This window comes from Dyella sp., from assembly GCF_035685885.1.
Taxonomy (GTDB): Bacteria; Pseudomonadota; Gammaproteobacteria; order Xanthomonadales; family Rhodanobacteraceae; genus Dyella.
The window spans coordinates 1-15,657 of sequence record NZ_DASRZX010000059.1 but is presented as its reverse complement, the minus strand read 5'-3'; the positions used below and the strand labels follow the sequence as shown (position 1 = coordinate 15,657).

At 64.9% G+C, this 15,657-nt stretch carries 14 protein-coding genes; 11 read left to right on the top strand and 3 right to left on the bottom strand.

The genetic code is table 11. The annotated features are described in order from the left end of the window. Positions 1–108: 108 nt before the first annotated feature. From VFG49_RS07245 to VFG49_RS07225, 5 genes are all read left to right on the top strand, one after another. Positions 109–1,488 carry a PhoH family protein gene (locus VFG49_RS07245; RefSeq protein ID WP_324858934.1) on the top strand — a complete coding sequence of 460 codons (1,380 nt, stop codon included), beginning with the start codon at positions 109–111 and terminating at the stop codon, positions 1,486–1,488. 260 nt (positions 1,489–1,748) lie between these two features. Then, positions 1,749–2,534, top strand: a complete 786-nt coding sequence (gene thiD, locus VFG49_RS07240; protein ID WP_324858932.1) for a bifunctional hydroxymethylpyrimidine kinase/phosphomethylpyrimidine kinase — start codon at positions 1,749–1,751, stop codon at positions 2,532–2,534. Between the two features lie 94 nt (positions 2,535–2,628). Beyond that, positions 2,629–3,573, top strand: coding sequence for an aspartyl/asparaginyl beta-hydroxylase domain-containing protein (locus VFG49_RS07235; RefSeq protein ID WP_324858931.1), 945 nt, complete (start codon positions 2,629–2,631; stop codon positions 3,571–3,573). 58 nt (positions 3,574–3,631) lie between these two features. Then, the gene (sigJ, locus tag VFG49_RS07230) at positions 3,632–4,531 is read left to right on the top strand and encodes an RNA polymerase sigma factor SigJ (RefSeq protein ID WP_324858929.1); all 900 of its coding nucleotides are present in this window, start codon (positions 3,632–3,634) and stop codon (positions 4,529–4,531) included. A gap of 35 nt (positions 4,532–4,566) precedes the next feature. Then, the gene (locus tag VFG49_RS07225) at positions 4,567–5,031 is read left to right on the top strand and encodes a carboxymuconolactone decarboxylase family protein (protein WP_324858927.1); all 465 of its coding nucleotides are present in this window, start codon (positions 4,567–4,569) and stop codon (positions 5,029–5,031) included. A 54-nt stretch (positions 5,032–5,085) separates the two neighbouring features. On the opposite strand, the gene VFG49_RS07220 is transcribed toward VFG49_RS07225, so the two are convergent. The 3 genes from VFG49_RS07220 to grxC all read right to left on the bottom strand — a co-directional run bounded on the left by VFG49_RS07220 (position 5,086) and on the right by grxC (position 6,978). Next, a complete protein-coding gene (locus tag VFG49_RS07220; protein ID WP_324858925.1) occupies positions 5,086–6,099 on the bottom strand; it encodes an isocitrate dehydrogenase in 1,014 nt (337 codons plus the stop codon). Between the two features lie 214 nt (positions 6,100–6,313). After that, a complete protein-coding gene (locus VFG49_RS07215; protein ID WP_324858923.1) occupies positions 6,314–6,718 on the bottom strand; it encodes a carboxymuconolactone decarboxylase family protein in 405 nt (134 codons plus the stop codon). Continuing rightward, positions 6,715–6,978 (bottom strand): glutaredoxin 3, encoded by a 264-nt coding sequence (gene grxC, locus VFG49_RS07210; protein ID WP_324858921.1) that lies wholly within the window; start codon positions 6,976–6,978, stop codon positions 6,715–6,717. Before grxC ends, VFG49_RS07215 begins: the two co-directional genes overlap by 4 nt. A 253-nt stretch (positions 6,979–7,231) precedes the next feature. Between grxC and VFG49_RS07205 the strand changes: the two genes are divergently transcribed. The 6 genes from VFG49_RS07205 to VFG49_RS07180 form a co-directional block, all read left to right on the top strand. Beyond that, the gene (locus tag VFG49_RS07205) at positions 7,232–8,926 is read left to right on the top strand and encodes a M48 family metalloprotease (RefSeq protein ID WP_324858919.1); all 1,695 of its coding nucleotides are present in this window, start codon (positions 7,232–7,234) and stop codon (positions 8,924–8,926) included. Positions 8,927–9,044: 118 nt separating this feature from the next. Further along, the gene (phoB, locus tag VFG49_RS07200; RefSeq protein ID WP_324858917.1) at positions 9,045–9,734 is read left to right on the top strand and encodes a phosphate regulon transcriptional regulator PhoB; all 690 of its coding nucleotides are present in this window, start codon (positions 9,045–9,047) and stop codon (positions 9,732–9,734) included. 83 nt (positions 9,735–9,817) lie between these two features. Continuing rightward, positions 9,818–11,086 carry a phosphate regulon sensor histidine kinase PhoR gene (gene phoR, locus VFG49_RS07195; protein ID WP_324858915.1) on the top strand — a complete coding sequence of 423 codons (1,269 nt, stop codon included), beginning with the start codon at positions 9,818–9,820 and terminating at the stop codon, positions 11,084–11,086. Positions 11,087–11,181: 95 nt separating this feature from the next. Beyond that, on the top strand, positions 11,182–13,284 hold the full coding sequence (gene ppk1 / locus VFG49_RS07190) for a polyphosphate kinase 1 (protein WP_324858913.1): 2,103 nt from the start codon (positions 11,182–11,184) through the stop codon (positions 13,282–13,284). A 68-nt stretch (positions 13,285–13,352) separates the two neighbouring features. Further along, positions 13,353–14,870, top strand: a complete 1,518-nt coding sequence (locus VFG49_RS07185; RefSeq protein ID WP_324858911.1) for a Ppx/GppA phosphatase family protein — start codon at positions 13,353–13,355, stop codon at positions 14,868–14,870. Between the two features lie 89 nt (positions 14,871–14,959). Beyond that, positions 14,960–15,657, top strand: a 698-nt coding sequence (locus VFG49_RS07180) for a peptidylprolyl isomerase (RefSeq protein ID WP_324858909.1), incomplete at its 3' end; no start/stop codon positions are given.

The following is a 15,657-nucleotide window of genomic DNA, read 5'->3' as shown; positions in this document are numbered from 1 at the left end:
CGCCCCTGCCCGCGACACCGGGCGGGCAGGCGACGCATCGCTCGGTAGCCCGCGGCATTCGCCCAGCCGCGGCACTTCCACTCCGCACGACCAAGAGGTTCCGTCCGCATGACCGGAAGCAAGCGCATCTACGCCCTCGACACCAATGTGTTGTTGCACGATCCGACCTCGCTGTTCCGCTTCGAAGAACACGACGTCTTCATTCCCATGACGGTGCTGGAAGAGCTGGACGAAAAGAAAAAGGGCGCATCGGAAGTCTCGCGCAACGGTCGCCAGGTCAGCCGTTTTCTCAACGAACTGATCGTGCGCGGCAATGGCCACGGCATCAGCAATGGCCTGGAACTGGCCAACCCGGAAGGCGTCAACCTCAAGCGCGGCGGCGCCGTGGGCCGGCTGTATTTCCAGCAGCGCACCACCAATGGTCACGGCAAGGCGGACAACCTCATCCTGTCGGCGGTGATCGAGCTGCGCGACCAGAACCCCGATCGTTCGGTGGTGCTGGTCAGCAAGGACATCAACCTGCGCATCAAGGCCAAGATCTATGGCATCGATGCGGAGGATTACGAGAACGATCGCGCGCTCGACGACTTCACCCTGCTGTACACGGGCTCGGCGGAGCTGCCCGAGGATTTCTGGGACCGCCATCCCGAGGTGCAGTCATGGAATGAGCGCGGCCGCACCTTCTACAAGGTAGACCGTCGCGATGACGAGGACTGGTACGCCAACCAGTGCCTGTTCCTGCCTGGGGACAACAGCGTGGAACTGCGCGTGCTGCGCGTGGACGAAACTCGCGCGACGCTGGTGCTGCTGGATGACCACAGCCACGCCAACCACGGCGTGTGGGGCATCGCGGCACGCAACCGTGAGCAGAACTTTGCGCTGAACGTGCTCATGGATCCGGACGTCGACTTCGTCACCCTGCTCGGCACCGCGGGCACCGGCAAGACGCTGCTGGCGCTCGCCGCCGGATTGGCGCAAGTGATGGACCAGCAGCGCTATCGCGAAATCATCATGACGCGCGCGACAGTGTCTGTCGGCGAAGACATCGGTTTCCTGCCCGGCACGGAAGAGGAAAAGATGACGCCCTGGATGGGTGCGCTCACCGACAACCTCGAAGTGCTCGCCAACCCCGAGGAAGGCGGCAGCTGGGGACGACAGGCCACCAACGACCTGCTCGCCTCGCGCATCAAGATCCGTTCGCTCAACTTCATGCGCGGACGTACCTTCCTGTCGCGCTACCTGATCATCGACGAGGCGCAGAACCTCACGCCCAAGCAGATGAAGACGCTGATCACCCGCGCAGGTCCCGGCACCAAGATCGTGTGCCTGGGCAACGTGGAGCAGATCGACACGCCATACCTGACGGAAACCACCTCGGGCCTGACCTACGCGGTCGATCGCTTCAAGCACTGGGAACACTCCGCACACATAACGCTGCGCCGCGGAGAGCGTTCGCGACTGGCCGATTTTGCGTCCGAGGTGCTGTAGTTCTTTGAACAGCCTGCCGGCTTCTGCCGGCGGGCTGTGCGGTCCGTGCCGTCAGCAGCGGAATGACGCATGGGTACCCGTGCTCGTTCGCGTCACCTGTGCGGTTTTTCGCCCGCCATTGCCGACACCAGATTCCGGCCTGCGCCGGAATCCAGTAGCGTCAGGGTTCGAGTGTCACGTCGAGCTTTCACCGGCGACAGATGGGCGTGACGCCTCAGTCGCCTGCGATAATGATCCCGTTCCGCAAGGCAAACCCGACCATGCCCCGCACCGCCCCTCCCATCGCCCTCACCATCGCCGGCTCCGACTCCGGTGGCGGCGCAGGCATCCAGGCCGACCTGAAAGCCTTCCATGCGCACCAGGTGCACGGCCTTTCGGTCATCACCGCGATTACCTCGCAGAACACGCAGGGCGTGACGGCCGTCCATACGGTGCCGCTCAAGCACATCCGCAGCCAGCTCGAGGCCGTGTTCGACGACTTCCCCATCGCCGCCGTGAAGACCGGCATGCTTGGCAGTGCCTCCGTCACGCGGTTGGTGGCGAAAGAAATGCGCGCGCGCAAGCCCGCATGGCTGGTGGTCGACCCGGTGATGATCTCCACCAGCGGCGCGCGACTGCTCGATGAGGACGCCGTTGAGGCCATGGTCGAAGAACTCATTCCCCTGGCCGACGTGTTGACGCCGAACCTTCCGGAAGCGGAAGCCCTGCTGGGTCGCAAGCTGCGAAAGCCCGAGCAATTCGATCGCGCGGGCGAGGCCTTGCTGGCGCTTGGCGCCCGTTCGGTGTTGCTCAAGGGCGGTCATTCGAACGAGCGCGACGTCGTGGACCGTTTCTACGATGAGAACGGCGTGATGGAGCTGCGCCATCCGCGCCTGCCGCTGGAAGGCCATGGCACGGGCTGCACGCTGGCATCCGCCATCGCCGCGGAGCTGGCTCGAGGCCGCCTGCCCCGCTCTGCCGTGCGTCGCGCCGTGGGCTATGTGCACCGGGCGCTGGAACGCGGCTATCAGCCGGGCGGCGGCGACCTTCACGTGCTGGGCCACTGAAGGGCAAACCCGCACGCACGCTGAATCGCCAAGCCGGAACGGGACGGCCAGAGAGTAGAATGAGCGCTTACGCCCCTCGGCCGTGCCACCGTCCATGATCCTCGCCCCACGCCTTGTCCTGCTGATCCTGTTCGCCGTGTTCGCGTTCTGCGTGCTGCTGGTGCACCTGCGCGGCCGCGCGAGGTTGCGCTTTGATCGCCAGCTGGTGGATCACTCGGCGGTATTCGCGCCCTACAACCTGCTGATGTATGCGTTCTCGGCGGTGCCGGCCACGCCCATCCTCGATCGTCGCGGATTCCCCCAGCTGGACCTGCTGCAGGCGAACTGGCAGGCCATCCGCGAGGAAGCCCTGCATCTGTTCGACGAGGGCTATATCCGCGCGGCGGAAAAACACAACGACGCCAGCTTCAACAGCTTCTTCAAGCAGGGCTGGAAGCGTTTTTACCTCAAGTGGTACGGCGAGCCGTTGTCTTCCGCCGAAGCGCTGTGCCCCAAGACCGTGGCCTTGCTCAACGCCATTCCCAGCGTGAAGGCCGCGATGTTTGCGCTGCTGCCACCGGGCAGCAAGCTCAATCCCCACCGCGATCCGTTCGCAGGCTCCTTGCGCTATCACCTTGGCCTGATCACGCCCAATTCCGAGGATTGCCGCATCTTCATCGACGGCGAAATGCACAGCTGGGGCGATGGCAAGGACGTGGTGTTCGACGAGACCTACGTGCACTGGGCCGAGAACCGCACCGACCAGACGCGCGTGATCCTGTTCGCCGACGTCGAGCGGCCGTTGCGCACGCGACTCGTGAGCGCGATCAACCATCGCGTCGGCGCCTTCATGGGCAAGATCACCGCCTCGCCCAATACGGAATCGCCCGAGGAAAAAACCGGTTTCGTCAACCGCATGTTCGCGCTCAACCAGCGCAGCCGCGAACGCAACCGCGCCTTCAAGAGAAAACATCCGAAACTGTTCCGCGCCATCAAGTACGTTGGCATGTTGTTGCTGATCTGGCTCGTTTTCCTGGCACCCTGGCCGTTGGTGCACTGACGGTCACATCCGACCGGCCTCGCACGTCCTTGCATGGAGCCTCCCCGAGGAACCTGACATGGACCACGCAACCGCAACGTTCCAGAAACACCGGCCACGCCTGCTCGGGCTGGCCTATCGCATGCTTGGCACGCAAGCCGATGCCGAGGATGTCCTGCATGACGCATGGCTGCGTTGGCACCAGCAGGACGCCAACGTGCTGGACGATGCCGAGGCGTGGTTGGTCACGGTCACCACGCGCATCGCGCTCGATCGCCTGCGCCGCGCCAAGACCGAGCGCCAGCACTACACGGGTCCATGGCTTCCCGAGCCCCTGGTGGAAGAGACCGAGCAGCCGGAAGCGCAGCTCGAACGCAACGAAAGCCTCAGTCTGTCGTTCCTTGCCCTGCTCGAACGCCTGACAGCCGAGGAACGCGCCGCATTCCTGCTCAATCAGGTGTTCGATTACAGCCACGCAGAGACGGCGACGATGCTGCAGATCAGCGAAGACGCATGCCGTCAACGCGTGCATCGCGCACGCCAGCGCCTGCGTGAGGGCCGCCCGCGTTTCACGCATGCGCCGGACGTGCAGCGCCGGCTGCTGGAAAAATTCCGCGATGCGCTGGAAGAGGCCAGCGTCCCGTCACTGCAGGCGTTGTTCGCAGAAGATGCCGTGCATCTTGCCGACGGCGGCGGCAAGGTGAGGGCCACGCTGCGGCCCCTGCACGGCGGCGAACGCATCGTACGCCTGTATTCCATCATTGCTCAGCGTTATCAGGCTCTTCCGATCGTGCATCGCCTGCAGTGGCTCAATGGCGCGCCTGCCCTGCTGACCTGGGTGGATACGAAGCTGGCCACGGTGGCATGGATCGACACCGACGGCGAGCGCATCACCGGCATCCATTCGCTGCGCAACCCCGAGAAGCTCGCGCGACTGGAAGCTGTCACGAATCCAGGCGCCGATACGTCCTTGTCATGAGCGGCCATGGTGGCCGCACTTCGAGGAGTCTTCCCATGTCCAAGCGTCTTTCGATCATGAAGTATTCCAAGGCTCTGAAGCCGGTGCTCGACTTCAGCGCGGCCGTCCACGACACCGGCCTGGAACCGATGATGGTGGATCTTGTCCTGCTGCGCGTTTCGCAGATCAATGGCTGCGCCTATTGCATCGACATGCACAGCAAGGACGCGCGCGCCGCAGGCGAAACCGAACAGCGCCTCTATCTTGTCTCCGGTTGGCACGAGACCTCGCTCTACTCCGATCGCGAGCGCGCAGCACTGGGTTGGGCCGAGGCCGTCACGCGACTGGGCGACCACGGTGTGTCCGACGCGCTCTACGAGCAGGCACGCGCGGTGTTCAGCGAAGAGGAGCTGCTGAACCTCACGGTGATCGTGGGCATGATCAACACTTGGAACCGCATCAATGTCGCGTTCCAGACACCGGCCGGCAGCTACAAGCCTGCGGCCAAGCACGCTGCGTAAGGCACAAAAAAGCCCCTCGGAAGAGGGGCTTTTTACTTTCGTGCGGCGAAGCGATCAGGCGCGCACGCGCTTGACGATGGCGTCACCGAAGCTGTCCGTGCTGCCCTTGCCACCGATGTCCGGCGTGACGCTGTCGCGGTCGTGGGTCATGGTGTCGCGGATCGCGTCGCGCACCTTGTTGCCCTTGTCCACCATGCCGAGGTGATCAAGCATGTCGGCCGCGGCGAGCAGCAGCGCGCAGGGATTGGCGATGCCCTTGCCGGCGATGTCCGGCGCAGAACCGTGCACGGCTTCGAAAATCGCCGCATCAGTGCCGATGTTGTCGCCCGGAGCCAGGCCCAGGCCGCCGACCAGGCCTGCGCACAGATCCGACAGGATGTCGCCGAACAGGTTGGTGGTGACAATCACGTCGAACTGCTCGGGCTTCATCACCAGCTGCATGCAGGCGTTGTCCACGATCATCTCGTTGAACTCGATCTGCGGGTATTCCTTGGCGATTTCACGCGCCACGTTGAGGAACAGGCCCGACGCGGTCTTGATGATGTTGGCCTTGTGCACGGCCGTGACCTTCTTGCGGCCCTTCTTCACGGCCAGCTCGAAGGCGTAGCGCACGATTCGGCTGGAGCCCTTGCGCGTGTTGCGCACCATCGAGATGGCGGTCTCGCCGTCTTCGGACAGGGTCTGGCCTTCGGACAGGTATGCACCCTCGGTGTTCTCGCGCACCGTGATGATGTCGATGTTCTCGAAGCGCGCCTTGGTGCCCGGGAAGCTGATCGCCGGACGCACGTTGGCGTACAGGTCGAAGTGGCGGCGCAGCGTGACGTTGATCGAGGTGAAGCCGCCACCGACCGGCGTGGTCAGCGGGCCCTTGAGGGCCACTTTGTGCTTGGCGATGGCGTCGAGCGTCGGCTGCGGCAGGAGGTCACCGCTCTTTTCCAGCGCAACCATGCCGGCGTCGACGAACTCGTAGGACAGGCCGCAGTCCAGGGCGTCGAGCACGCGCAGCGTGGCGTTCATGATCTCGGGGCCGATACCGTCGCCCGGAATCACGGCAATGGTCTTGCTCATGGGGACACTCCTTGGGATAAGAATCGTGCAACCCTGAAGCGGGGGACATCAGGGCCATAATCCCTTTAATTATCCCCCATGCCGCATCGAGCAGCCAGAGCGAACGCCCCGGCGGCCGTTGCAAATCCTCGCATGCAGCATTGAATAAACTCGCACGCGTCAAGATCGCGGCAAGAGGCGACGACAAGGAGTAACCGCCGCCCCGCCCGGATGCTCAGCTGTGGCTGGCGCAATCAGCCGTGGCGGCGCTGCCCGACTCGAGCTGGTCGAGGAAGTCCACTGCGCGACGCAAGTGCGGAATCACGATGGAACCGCCCACCACAAGGCCCACGCTGAAGGTCTCGAAGAACTCCTCGCGCGTCACGCCAGCATCCTTGCACTGCGCGACGTGGTAGCTGATGCAATCGTCGCAGCGCAGCACCATGGAGGCGACCAGGCCCAGCAGTTCCTTGGTCTTCACGTCGAGCGCGCCGGGCTTGTAGGTCTGCGTGTCCAGCGCGAAGAAGCGCCGTACCACCTGGTTGTCCTCGGACAGGATGCGCTCGTTCATGCGATGTCGGAACGCCGTGAATTCCGCCAGGCGATCCTTGCCGGCCTGTTCGTCGGTAGGCTTGCTCATGCGACGGTCTCCAGCAGTTCGGCCAGCTTGCCGTTGCGATCGGCGGCGGCGAGGTCGTCGAAGCCGCCCACGTGGTGGCCATTGATGAAGATCTGCGGCACCGTCCGACGACCGCCACTGCGCGCCAGCATGGCATCGCGCTGGGCGGGGTCCATGTCCACGCGCACTTCCGTCCACTCCAGCCCCTTGGCCTTGAGCAAATTCTTGGCGGACACGCAGTACGGACATACGGCGGTTGAATAGATCTCGATCTTGGGCACGACTCACTCCGGCATCGAAAATTAATACGACTGTTTGAAAGTGGGGGCAACGGCCTTGGGAAACAACCCGCAAGGCACTGAACTGACGCCTTCGGCCGCTGTCACTGGTGGTATTGTCCCTGACCTATGCGAATGGCACCACGCCCTCCCCACTACGCTTCCGGAAACCGCCTGACGCCGTGCCTGGAAAGGCCGGCACATGTCTCTTCCACGGACAGCCCAACGCATGTCGACGCCGCTTAACGCGGGCAGGATGCCCATGACGAAACGCTTCGTGCCCACCCGCCTGCTGGTCGCCCTGCTCTGCGCCGGCCTGACGATGGGCAGCCAGGCCCAGGACCACGACGTGCGCCTGCCCGATCTGGGCAGTTCGGCCAACGCGCTGATCTCCCCGCAGGAAGCCAAGGATTATGGCGCCGCCATGCTGCGCCAGATGCGCGCGCTCGACATGGTGCTGGACGACCCCATGCTCGACGACTACATCAACGACCTGGGTTATCGACTGGTCTCGGGCAGCGAGAAACCGAAGGACCATTTCTCGTTCTTCATCGCCAAGGACAACATCATCAACGCGTTCGCCGCGCCGGGCGGCTATATCGCGGTGAACTCCGGGCTCATCGTGCTCACCAACAGCGAGAGCGAACTCGCTGGCGTGATCGCGCATGAAATCGGCCATATCACGCAGAACCATCTGGAGCGCGCCTTCGAAGCCTCGAAGAAGGACACGCCGCTGATGGCGCTGGTACTGCTGGGCGCGATTGCCGCCGGTGCCGGTGCCGGCGCAGGCGATGCCGCGGGTGCCGTGCTGATGGGCGGCCAGGGCCTGCTGATGCAGCGCCAGATCAACTTCACCCGCAAGGACGAGATCGAAGCCGACCGCGCAGGCATCCAGACGCTCTCCAATGCAGGCTACGACCCCAACGCGATGGCCTCGTTTTTCGCCCGCATGGAAGACACGCTGCGCGTGGGTTCGGGCGGCGACCTGGGTGACACGCCGGCGCTCTTGCAGGACCACCCCGTCACGCTGGACCGCATCAGCGACGCCAAATCACGTGCAGGCGCCCTGGCTGCGCGGCAGAAGCAGCGCCCCTCCGGCTCCACCCTGGACAAGACGCAGTGGGAAAAAAGCACGGCACCCATCGCCTTCGTCAAGGATGCCACCGCGCTCGCCTCCCGCGACGGCAAGGGCGGGCTGGATACGTTCCTGCTGATGCGCGAGCGCGTGCGCGTGCTCTCGCAGGATGCCGGCCAGTTGGCCACGTATTACGCCACCAGCCTGCAGAACCAGCACGGTTTCGACACGCCTTCCAACCGTTATGGTTACGCGCTGGCCCTTGTACGCAGCAATCGGGGCGCCAAGGCCATCGACGAGTTGCAGCCGCTGCTCACCGCGCATCCAGACAGCCAAGTGCTTCGCCTGGCGATGGCGGATGCGAAGCTGCAGGCGGGGCGTCGAGCTGAAGCATTGGCCATGTACGCCGATCTCAACCAGCAATCGCCACGCAATCGAGCGATTGCCCTGGGTTATGCCAAGGCGCTGACCGAAGGCGGCACGCAGGATGACGCGCGCCAGGCCGGTGCGATGCTGATGCCCATGCTCGACAACAACGACGAACCCGAGCTTTACCGCGCATTCGCCCAGGCAAGCGACAAGGCCGGCGACACCGTGCGCGCAGGCGAGGCGTACGCCGATGCGTCCTACCTGTCCGGCCGTCCCTTCGACGCCATGGAACAGCTCAAGCGCCTGCTGCAGCGTCCGGACCTGGACTACTACGCACGCGCCCGCATCCAGGCGAGGATCAACGACCTCACGCCGCTCGTCATGGAACTACGCAAGCGCAAAGTGCAGACGGACGACAACCCGGATGGTCGCAGCCAGCAGCCGCTGCAAAACGGCGCCAACTGCCAGGGACGCCTGTGTTTCTCCGCGCGGGAAACCGTTCGCTGAGCGAACTTCAGGGGCGCCAAGACGCACAATCGCGTTGCCCGGACGTGAAATGTCATGCTGGCGTAACATTTCCCCGTTGCAATAATTGCGTCACAGGCCTACCCAGCGGACCCCACGCGTGCACAAACGCATCCTGATCGTCGAAGACGAAGCTTCGATCCGCGACATGGTCGCCTTCGCCCTGCGCAAGGCCGGCATGGACGCTATCCACGCGGCCGACGCCCGTGCCGCCCAGCTCGCCATTGCCGAACAGGTGCCGGATCTCATCCTGCTCGACTGGATGCTGCCCGGCACCAGCGGTCTGGAACTGGCCCGTCGCCTGCGCAAGGAAGAACTCAGCCGCGAAGTCCCCATCATCATGCTCACCGCGCGCGGCGAGGAGATGGATCGGGTCAACGGTCTGGAGGCGGGCGTGGACGACTACGTGGTCAAGCCGTTCTCCACCCGTGAACTGGTGGCACGCATCAAGGCCGTGCTGCGCCGTAGCCAGGGTGATGACGGCTCGGGCATGGTCGAGCTCGGCGGCCTCCGCATCGACGGCCCCGCGCACCGCGTATTTGCCGGCGACGATCCGGTGACCATTGGCCCCACCGAATACCGCCTGTTGTATTTCTTCATGACCCATCCGGAACGCGTCTACTCGCGTGCGCAGCTGCTCGACCATGTATGGGGTGGCAGCGTCTACGTGGAAGAACGCACCGTGGACGTGCACATCCGTCGACTGCGCAAGACGCTCGAACCATGGAAGCTGGACGACATGGTGCAGACCGTGCGCGGTGCGGGCTACCGCTTTTCCGCCAGCGTCTGACGCGCCCAACGGCACTATTGCGGGCGCGCAGGCTTTTGCCGATGCTGGCGCACCGCCAGCCCGGCGTCTTCGACTGACCGCCCATGCCCATCCTCTTCGACCGCTCCTGGAAGCTGCCGGCCGCCATCGTTGCCGGGCTGCTGGTGGGTGCACTCGCGGGTGGGCTTGCAGGCGGCCATGTCGCTACCGGCGTAGCACTCGTTGCGATCGTGGAAATCGTCTTGCTGCTGACCCGAATCCGTCATCAAGCACGGCACATGATGACGCAAAATTCCACGGCACACTCCCTACAGCATGACCGTTTCATGACGCGCTCCCGCCGCATTGCCTCCAGTTTGCGCGACCTGCGCAGTGCCGCCGGCAGCCTGCCGGACGCAGTCGTCCTGCTCGACAACGAGCAGCACGTCCGCTGGTTCAACCACGCCGCCGAAGACCTGCTGGGCCTGCGTCGACCGCAGGACCGCGGCGCGCACCTGGACGAACGCCTCAGCACGACCGAACTGGCCACCTGGTTGAAGGACGGCGCACGCGAGCCGCTCAACGACGTCGCCGCACCCGGCCATCCAAACCGCCACATCAACGTCACGCTGCTGCCGTTCGGCCGCCGCCAGCGCCTTTTGCTGGCGCGCGACGTGAGCCATCTCACCCGGCTGGAGCAGATCCGCCGCGACTTCGTGGCCAACGTGTCGCACGAGCTGCGCACGCCGCTGACGGTGATCCACGGCTACCTCGAACTTATCGATCCGGAAGACGTGCCGGAACTCGCGCCAGTGCTCAACGAGATGCGCGCGCAGTCCAAGCGCATGGGCCAGATCGTCGAGGACCTGCTGACGCTCTCGCGCCTGGAAACGCAGGAGCACGTGCAGGATGAGCGCGTGCAGATGGCGCCATTGCTCGCCACCATCCGCAAGGAAGCCGAAGCGCTGAGCCAGGGACGGCACCAGATCGCGGTGGAATCCACCGCCGAGGCCGACCTGCTCGGCTCAGTGAAGGACCTGCACAGTGCGTTCTCCAACCTGGTGAGCAACGCCGTGCGTTACACGCCCACCGGCGGACGCATCACCATCCGCTGGCGCCGCACACCCGAGGGCGCGGTGTATTCGGTGACGGACACCGGCTACGGCATTCCCGCCGCGCACCTGGCGCGTCTCACCGAGCGCTTCTACCGCGTGTCGTCCAGCCGCTCGCGCGAGAGCGGCGGCACCGGCCTGGGCCTGTCGATCGTCAAGCATGTGCTGAACCTGCACCAGGCCCGCCTGGACATCCAGAGCGAGCCCGGCCAAGGCTCAACGTTCGCCTGCTGGTTCAGCAGCGAACGCCTGCTGGTGCCGGGTGGCAGCGATCCGGACTGAGCCGTCCGCCGCCCTCTTCGCCCTTAGCTGAACGCTCGTCACAGTCCGCGGCACTGCGCCATGTAACAAATCGCCGCATCGGCCAGAATGGGCCAATGCGCCGTAAACCTGCCACTCCCTCGCCGGTCGCCGACCGTGCCGCCCCCGAGTTTTACCTGAGCCGTGAACTGGCGGCGCTCGAGTTCAATTTCCGCGTGCTGGCACAAGCTCGCGATACGCGCATGCCACTGCTGGAGCGGTTGCGTTTCCTCAGCATCGTGGCCAACAACCTCGACGAATTCTTCGAGGTGCGCGTGGCGATGCTCAAGCATCACCACATGTTCGGCTCGGCCGCGCCCGGGCCGGATGGCCTGTCGTCCGGTGAATTGCTGGGGCGCATACGCAAGCGCGTGCTCGACCTGGTGGCCGAGCAGTACACCACCTGGCAAGAGGAACTGCGTCCTGCGCTGGACGCCGAAGGCATTCATTTCCTCACCCGCGATCGCTGGACAGACGTGCAGCGTCGGTGGCTGCAAGGCTATTTCGAAAACGAAGTGATGCCGGTGCTGTCGCCGTTGGGTCTCGACCCGGCGCACCCGTTCCCGCGCATTCTCAACAAGACGCTCAATGTCGCCGTGGTGCTGAAGGGCCGCGATGCGTTCGGGCGAGAAGGACACATGGCGCTGGTGCGCGCGCCGCGTTCATTGCCGCGCATCATCCGCCTGCCCGATGAAGTCTCTGGTGACGGCACGCACTACATCTTCCTCGCCGAGCTGCTGCAGGGTTTCGTCGACCTGATGTTCCCCGGCTTCAAGGTGGCCGGCTCGTATCAGTTCCGCGTCACCCGCAATAGCGAGCTGATGGTGGAAGAGGCCGAAGTGGACAACCTCGCCCGCGCGTTGAGCGAGGAACTGCTGGGCCGTGGCTACGCTCGCCCGGTCAGGCTGGAGATCGGCAACGACTGTCCCAAGTCGATCGTCGCCATGCTCATCGCCAACTTCGAGCTGGAGGAATCGGACGTCTATCGCTGCGACGGCCCGGTCAACATCATTCGCGCCGGCACCATCTACGATGGGTTGGAGCGGCCGGAACTGAAGTTCCCGCGCTTCATTCCGCAACTGCCGCACGTATTCAAGGACAGCCGCTGCAAGTTCGAGGTGCTGCGCCAGCAGGACGTGTTGCTTCACCATCCGTACGAATCGTTTGCGGCGGTCGTGGACCTGCTGCGTCAGGCAGCACAGGATCCCGCGGTGCTGGCGATCAAGCAGACGCTCTACCGCGCCGGCGTGGATACGCCGCTGGTGGACCTGCTGGTGGAGGCGGCCCGCAACGGCAAAGACGTCACCGTGGTGATCGAGCTGCGCGCGCGCTTCGACGAGGAGGCCAACATCCGCCTCGCCACGCGCCTGCAGGAAGCCGGCGTGCAGGTCGTCTATGGCGTGGTGGGCTTCAAGACGCACGCGAAGATGCTGCTGGTCGTGCGCCGCGAGGACGACAGCCTGCGCCGCTACGTGCACTTGTCGACGGGCAACTACCACCAGGCCAACAGCCGCAGCTATACCGACATCGGCCTGATGACGGCGCATCCGGGCATCGGCGAGGACCTGCACAAGGTATTCCAGCAGCTCTCCGGCCTGGGACCGGTGATCGAGCTGCAGCACCTGCTGCACTCACCGTTCACGCTGTACAAGGGTGTGTTGGAGAAGATCGAGCGCGAGACAACCCACGCGCTCGCGGGCAGGCCAGCACGCATCGTCGCCAAGCTCAATGCGCTCAATGAGGCGCACGTGATCCAGGCGCTTTATCGCGCCTCGCAGGCGGGCGTGGAGATCGACCTGATCGTGCGGGGGGCATGCACGCTGCGTCCCGGTCTGCCGGGCGTGTCCGAACGCATCCGGGTGCGCTCGATCGTCGGGCGCTTCCTGGAACACAGCCGCGTGTACTGGTTCGCCAACGATGGTTCGCCGGAGATTTACTGCGCCAGCGCCGACTGGATGGAGCGCAACCTGATGCGCCGCATCGAAGTGGCTTTTCCCATTCTCGATCCCGCGCTGGCCAAACGCGTGTACGAGGAGACGCTGGCCAACTACCTGGCGGACAACACCGACGCCTGGTTGCTGGATCACAAGGGCCGCTACAGCCGGGCTCGAGCGGGCGACCAGCCACCGCACAGCGCGCAGCAGTGCCTGCTCGACAAGCTGGTGCCCGTCACCACCTGAATTTGCGACTTCGCGAGCTGGCGATGGCGTGAGAGAATCCACGCCTTGCAGCCCGACTAGAGCCCCGCATGAGCCAAGGCGATCAGATCCAGATCAAGGACGGCGAACTGATCGCCGCCGTGGATATGGGGTCCAACAGCTATCACATGGTGGTGGCGCGGGTAGAGCACGGTGAGCCGCGTGTGATCGACCGGCTGCGTGAGACCGTGCGCATGGCCGCCGGCCTACGCGCGGACGGCACGCTCGATTCCGAACACCGCAGCCGCGCGCTCAACTGCCTGGCCCGATTCGGCCAACGCATCGCTGGCGTGCCTTCGATTCGCATCCGCGCGGTTGCTACCAACACCGTGCGCCGACTGGCCTCGCCGCAATCCTTCCTCACGGCGGCGGAAGCCGCGCTTGGCCATCCGGTGGAAATCGTCTCCGGCCGCGAGGAAGGCCGCCTGATCTTCCTGGGCTCCTCGCATGACCTGCCCGCCTCGCGCGAAAGCCGCCTGGTGATCGACGTGGGTGGCGGCAGCACGGAGTTCATCATCGGCCGCGGCTTCGCGCCGATGCACACCGAAAGCGTGCAGGCCGGCTGCATCGCCTCCACGTTACGCTTCTTCCCCGGCGGCAAGCTCAACCGCAAACGCTGGCAGCGCGCCAACAACGAAATCGGCGTGCTGCTGCAGCAGTTCGCGGAGGACTACCGCGAATCGGGCTGGGTGGAAGCTTATGGCTCCTCCGGCACCGCCAAGGCCATCGGCTCCGTCGTACAGGCCATGAAATTCTCCGACGATGGCATTACGCCTGCATCGTTGGCGGCACTGCGCGACGCGCTGCTGGCACAGGGGCAGATCAGCGATCTGAGGCTGCCTGGCCTGACCGAAGACCGCGCGCCGGTCATCGCCGGTGGCGTGGTGATCTTCGAGGCGGCGTTCGAGGCTTTGGGCATCGAACGCATGCGCGTGTGCGAAAGCTCGATGCGCGAAGGCCTGCTATGGGACCTCATCGGCCGCGCCGGAGGCACCGATCCGCGCACTTCCAGCATCGACGCACTGGCAAACCGTTACGGCGTGGATCGCGCCCAGGCGCGCCGCGTGGAATCCACCGCACTGATGCTCTTCGACCAGGTCGCACGCTCGTGGCGGCTCGATGCGGAAGCGCGCGAATGGCTGTCGTGGGCCTCTCGCGTGCACGAGATCGGCCTCGCCATCGCGCACAGCCAGCACCATCATCATGGCGCCTATATCCTGCGCCACGCAGATCTCGCCGGCTTCTCGCGGCAGGAGCAGCAGCTGCTGGCCGCGATCGTGGAATCGCATCGCCGCAAGCCCGACAAGGCCACTTTCTCCGCGTTGCCGCAGCGTTACCGCCAGCTCGCGCGCTACATCACCGCCCTGCTGCGCCTGGCCGTGTTGTTCCGTCGCGCACGCCGCGCCGAGTCGTTGCCGCAAATGCAGCTGGCGGCCACCAGTCAGCGCATGCGCCTGGTGATGCCGTCGGCGTGGCTGGAGCAGCACCCGCTGAGCGAGGCCGACCTGGAACAGGAACAGGCCCCGATGAACGAGCTCGGCATGCTGCTGGAAGTCCATCCGGCCTGACCCGGGCCCGTACGTCTGCCGGCCAGCGTGGTCCACAGCGCACCTTCGCCGCGTATCATGTCCCGATGCCACATGCCGCCATGTCTGCCATGACCCGATTCCTGCTCGCCGCCCTGCTGATGTCGCCGCTTGCGCTCCAGGCCCAAGCCAACAAGCCCGCTGCGGCGCCCGTCGCCCAGCCACACCCGGAAGTCGTGCTGCACACCTCGCAGGGTGAGATCACGATCGAACTGTTCCCGGACAAGGCACCCAAGAGCGTCGCCAACTTCCTGCAGTACGTGCGCGATGGCTTTTACAGCGGGACCGTGTTCCACCGCGCCATCCAGGGTTATCTCGTGCAGGGCGGCCTGTACACGCGTGACCTGCAGGCCAAGCGCACGCGTTCGGCCATTCCCAGCGAAGCGGACAACGGCCTTTCCAACCTGCGCGGAACCGTGGCCGTGGCGCGCGCCGCTGATCCCAACTCCGGCACGGCCCAATTCTTCTTCAACCTGGTCGACAACCGTCGCCTCGACTTCGTCGGCAACCAGAGCGGGTTGACTTGGGGTTACGCGGTGTTCGGCAAGGTGGTCAAGGGCATGGACGTGGTCGACAAGATCGCGGCCCTTCCCACCCGGGGGCTGGGTCCCTTCGCTACCGACGTGCCCAATCCCATGGTCGTGATAGACAGCGCTAACGTCGTCGGCGAGCAAGCTGCCAGTGCCGAGCCCGCCAAGGCCGCCACGGAGAAAGCACCCTCCGACAAGCCGGCGGCGGCACCCGCGAAGCCCGAAAAGCCCAAGACCAA

What these genes read in the sequence shown, in the direction of transcription:
- VFG49_RS07245 (WP_324858934.1), top strand. Translation starts at nt 109, where the DNA reads ATGACCGGAAGCAAGCGCATCTACGCCCTCGACACCAATGTGTTGTTG.
- thiD (WP_324858932.1), top strand. Translation starts at nt 1,749, where the DNA reads ATGCCCCGCACCGCCCCTCCCATCGCCCTCACCATCGCCGGCTCCGAC.
- VFG49_RS07235 (WP_324858931.1), top strand. Translation starts at nt 2,629, where the DNA reads ATGATCCTCGCCCCACGCCTTGTCCTGCTGATCCTGTTCGCCGTGTTC.
- sigJ (WP_324858929.1), top strand. Translation starts at nt 3,632, where the DNA reads ATGGACCACGCAACCGCAACGTTCCAGAAACACCGGCCACGCCTGCTC.
- VFG49_RS07225 (WP_324858927.1), top strand. Translation starts at nt 4,567, where the DNA reads ATGTCCAAGCGTCTTTCGATCATGAAGTATTCCAAGGCTCTGAAGCCG.
- VFG49_RS07220 (WP_324858925.1), bottom strand. Translation starts at nt 6,099, where the DNA reads ATGAGCAAGACCATTGCCGTGATTCCGGGCGACGGTATCGGCCCCGAG.
- VFG49_RS07215 (WP_324858923.1), bottom strand. Translation starts at nt 6,718, where the DNA reads ATGAGCAAGCCTACCGACGAACAGGCCGGCAAGGATCGCCTGGCGGAA.
- VFG49_RS07205 (WP_324858919.1), top strand. Translation starts at nt 7,232, where the DNA reads ATGCCCATGACGAAACGCTTCGTGCCCACCCGCCTGCTGGTCGCCCTG.
- phoR (WP_324858915.1), top strand. Translation starts at nt 9,818, where the DNA reads ATGCCCATCCTCTTCGACCGCTCCTGGAAGCTGCCGGCCGCCATCGTT.
- ppk1 (WP_324858913.1), top strand. Translation starts at nt 11,182, where the DNA reads ATGCGCCGTAAACCTGCCACTCCCTCGCCGGTCGCCGACCGTGCCGCC.
- VFG49_RS07185 (WP_324858911.1), top strand. Translation starts at nt 13,353, where the DNA reads ATGAGCCAAGGCGATCAGATCCAGATCAAGGACGGCGAACTGATCGCC.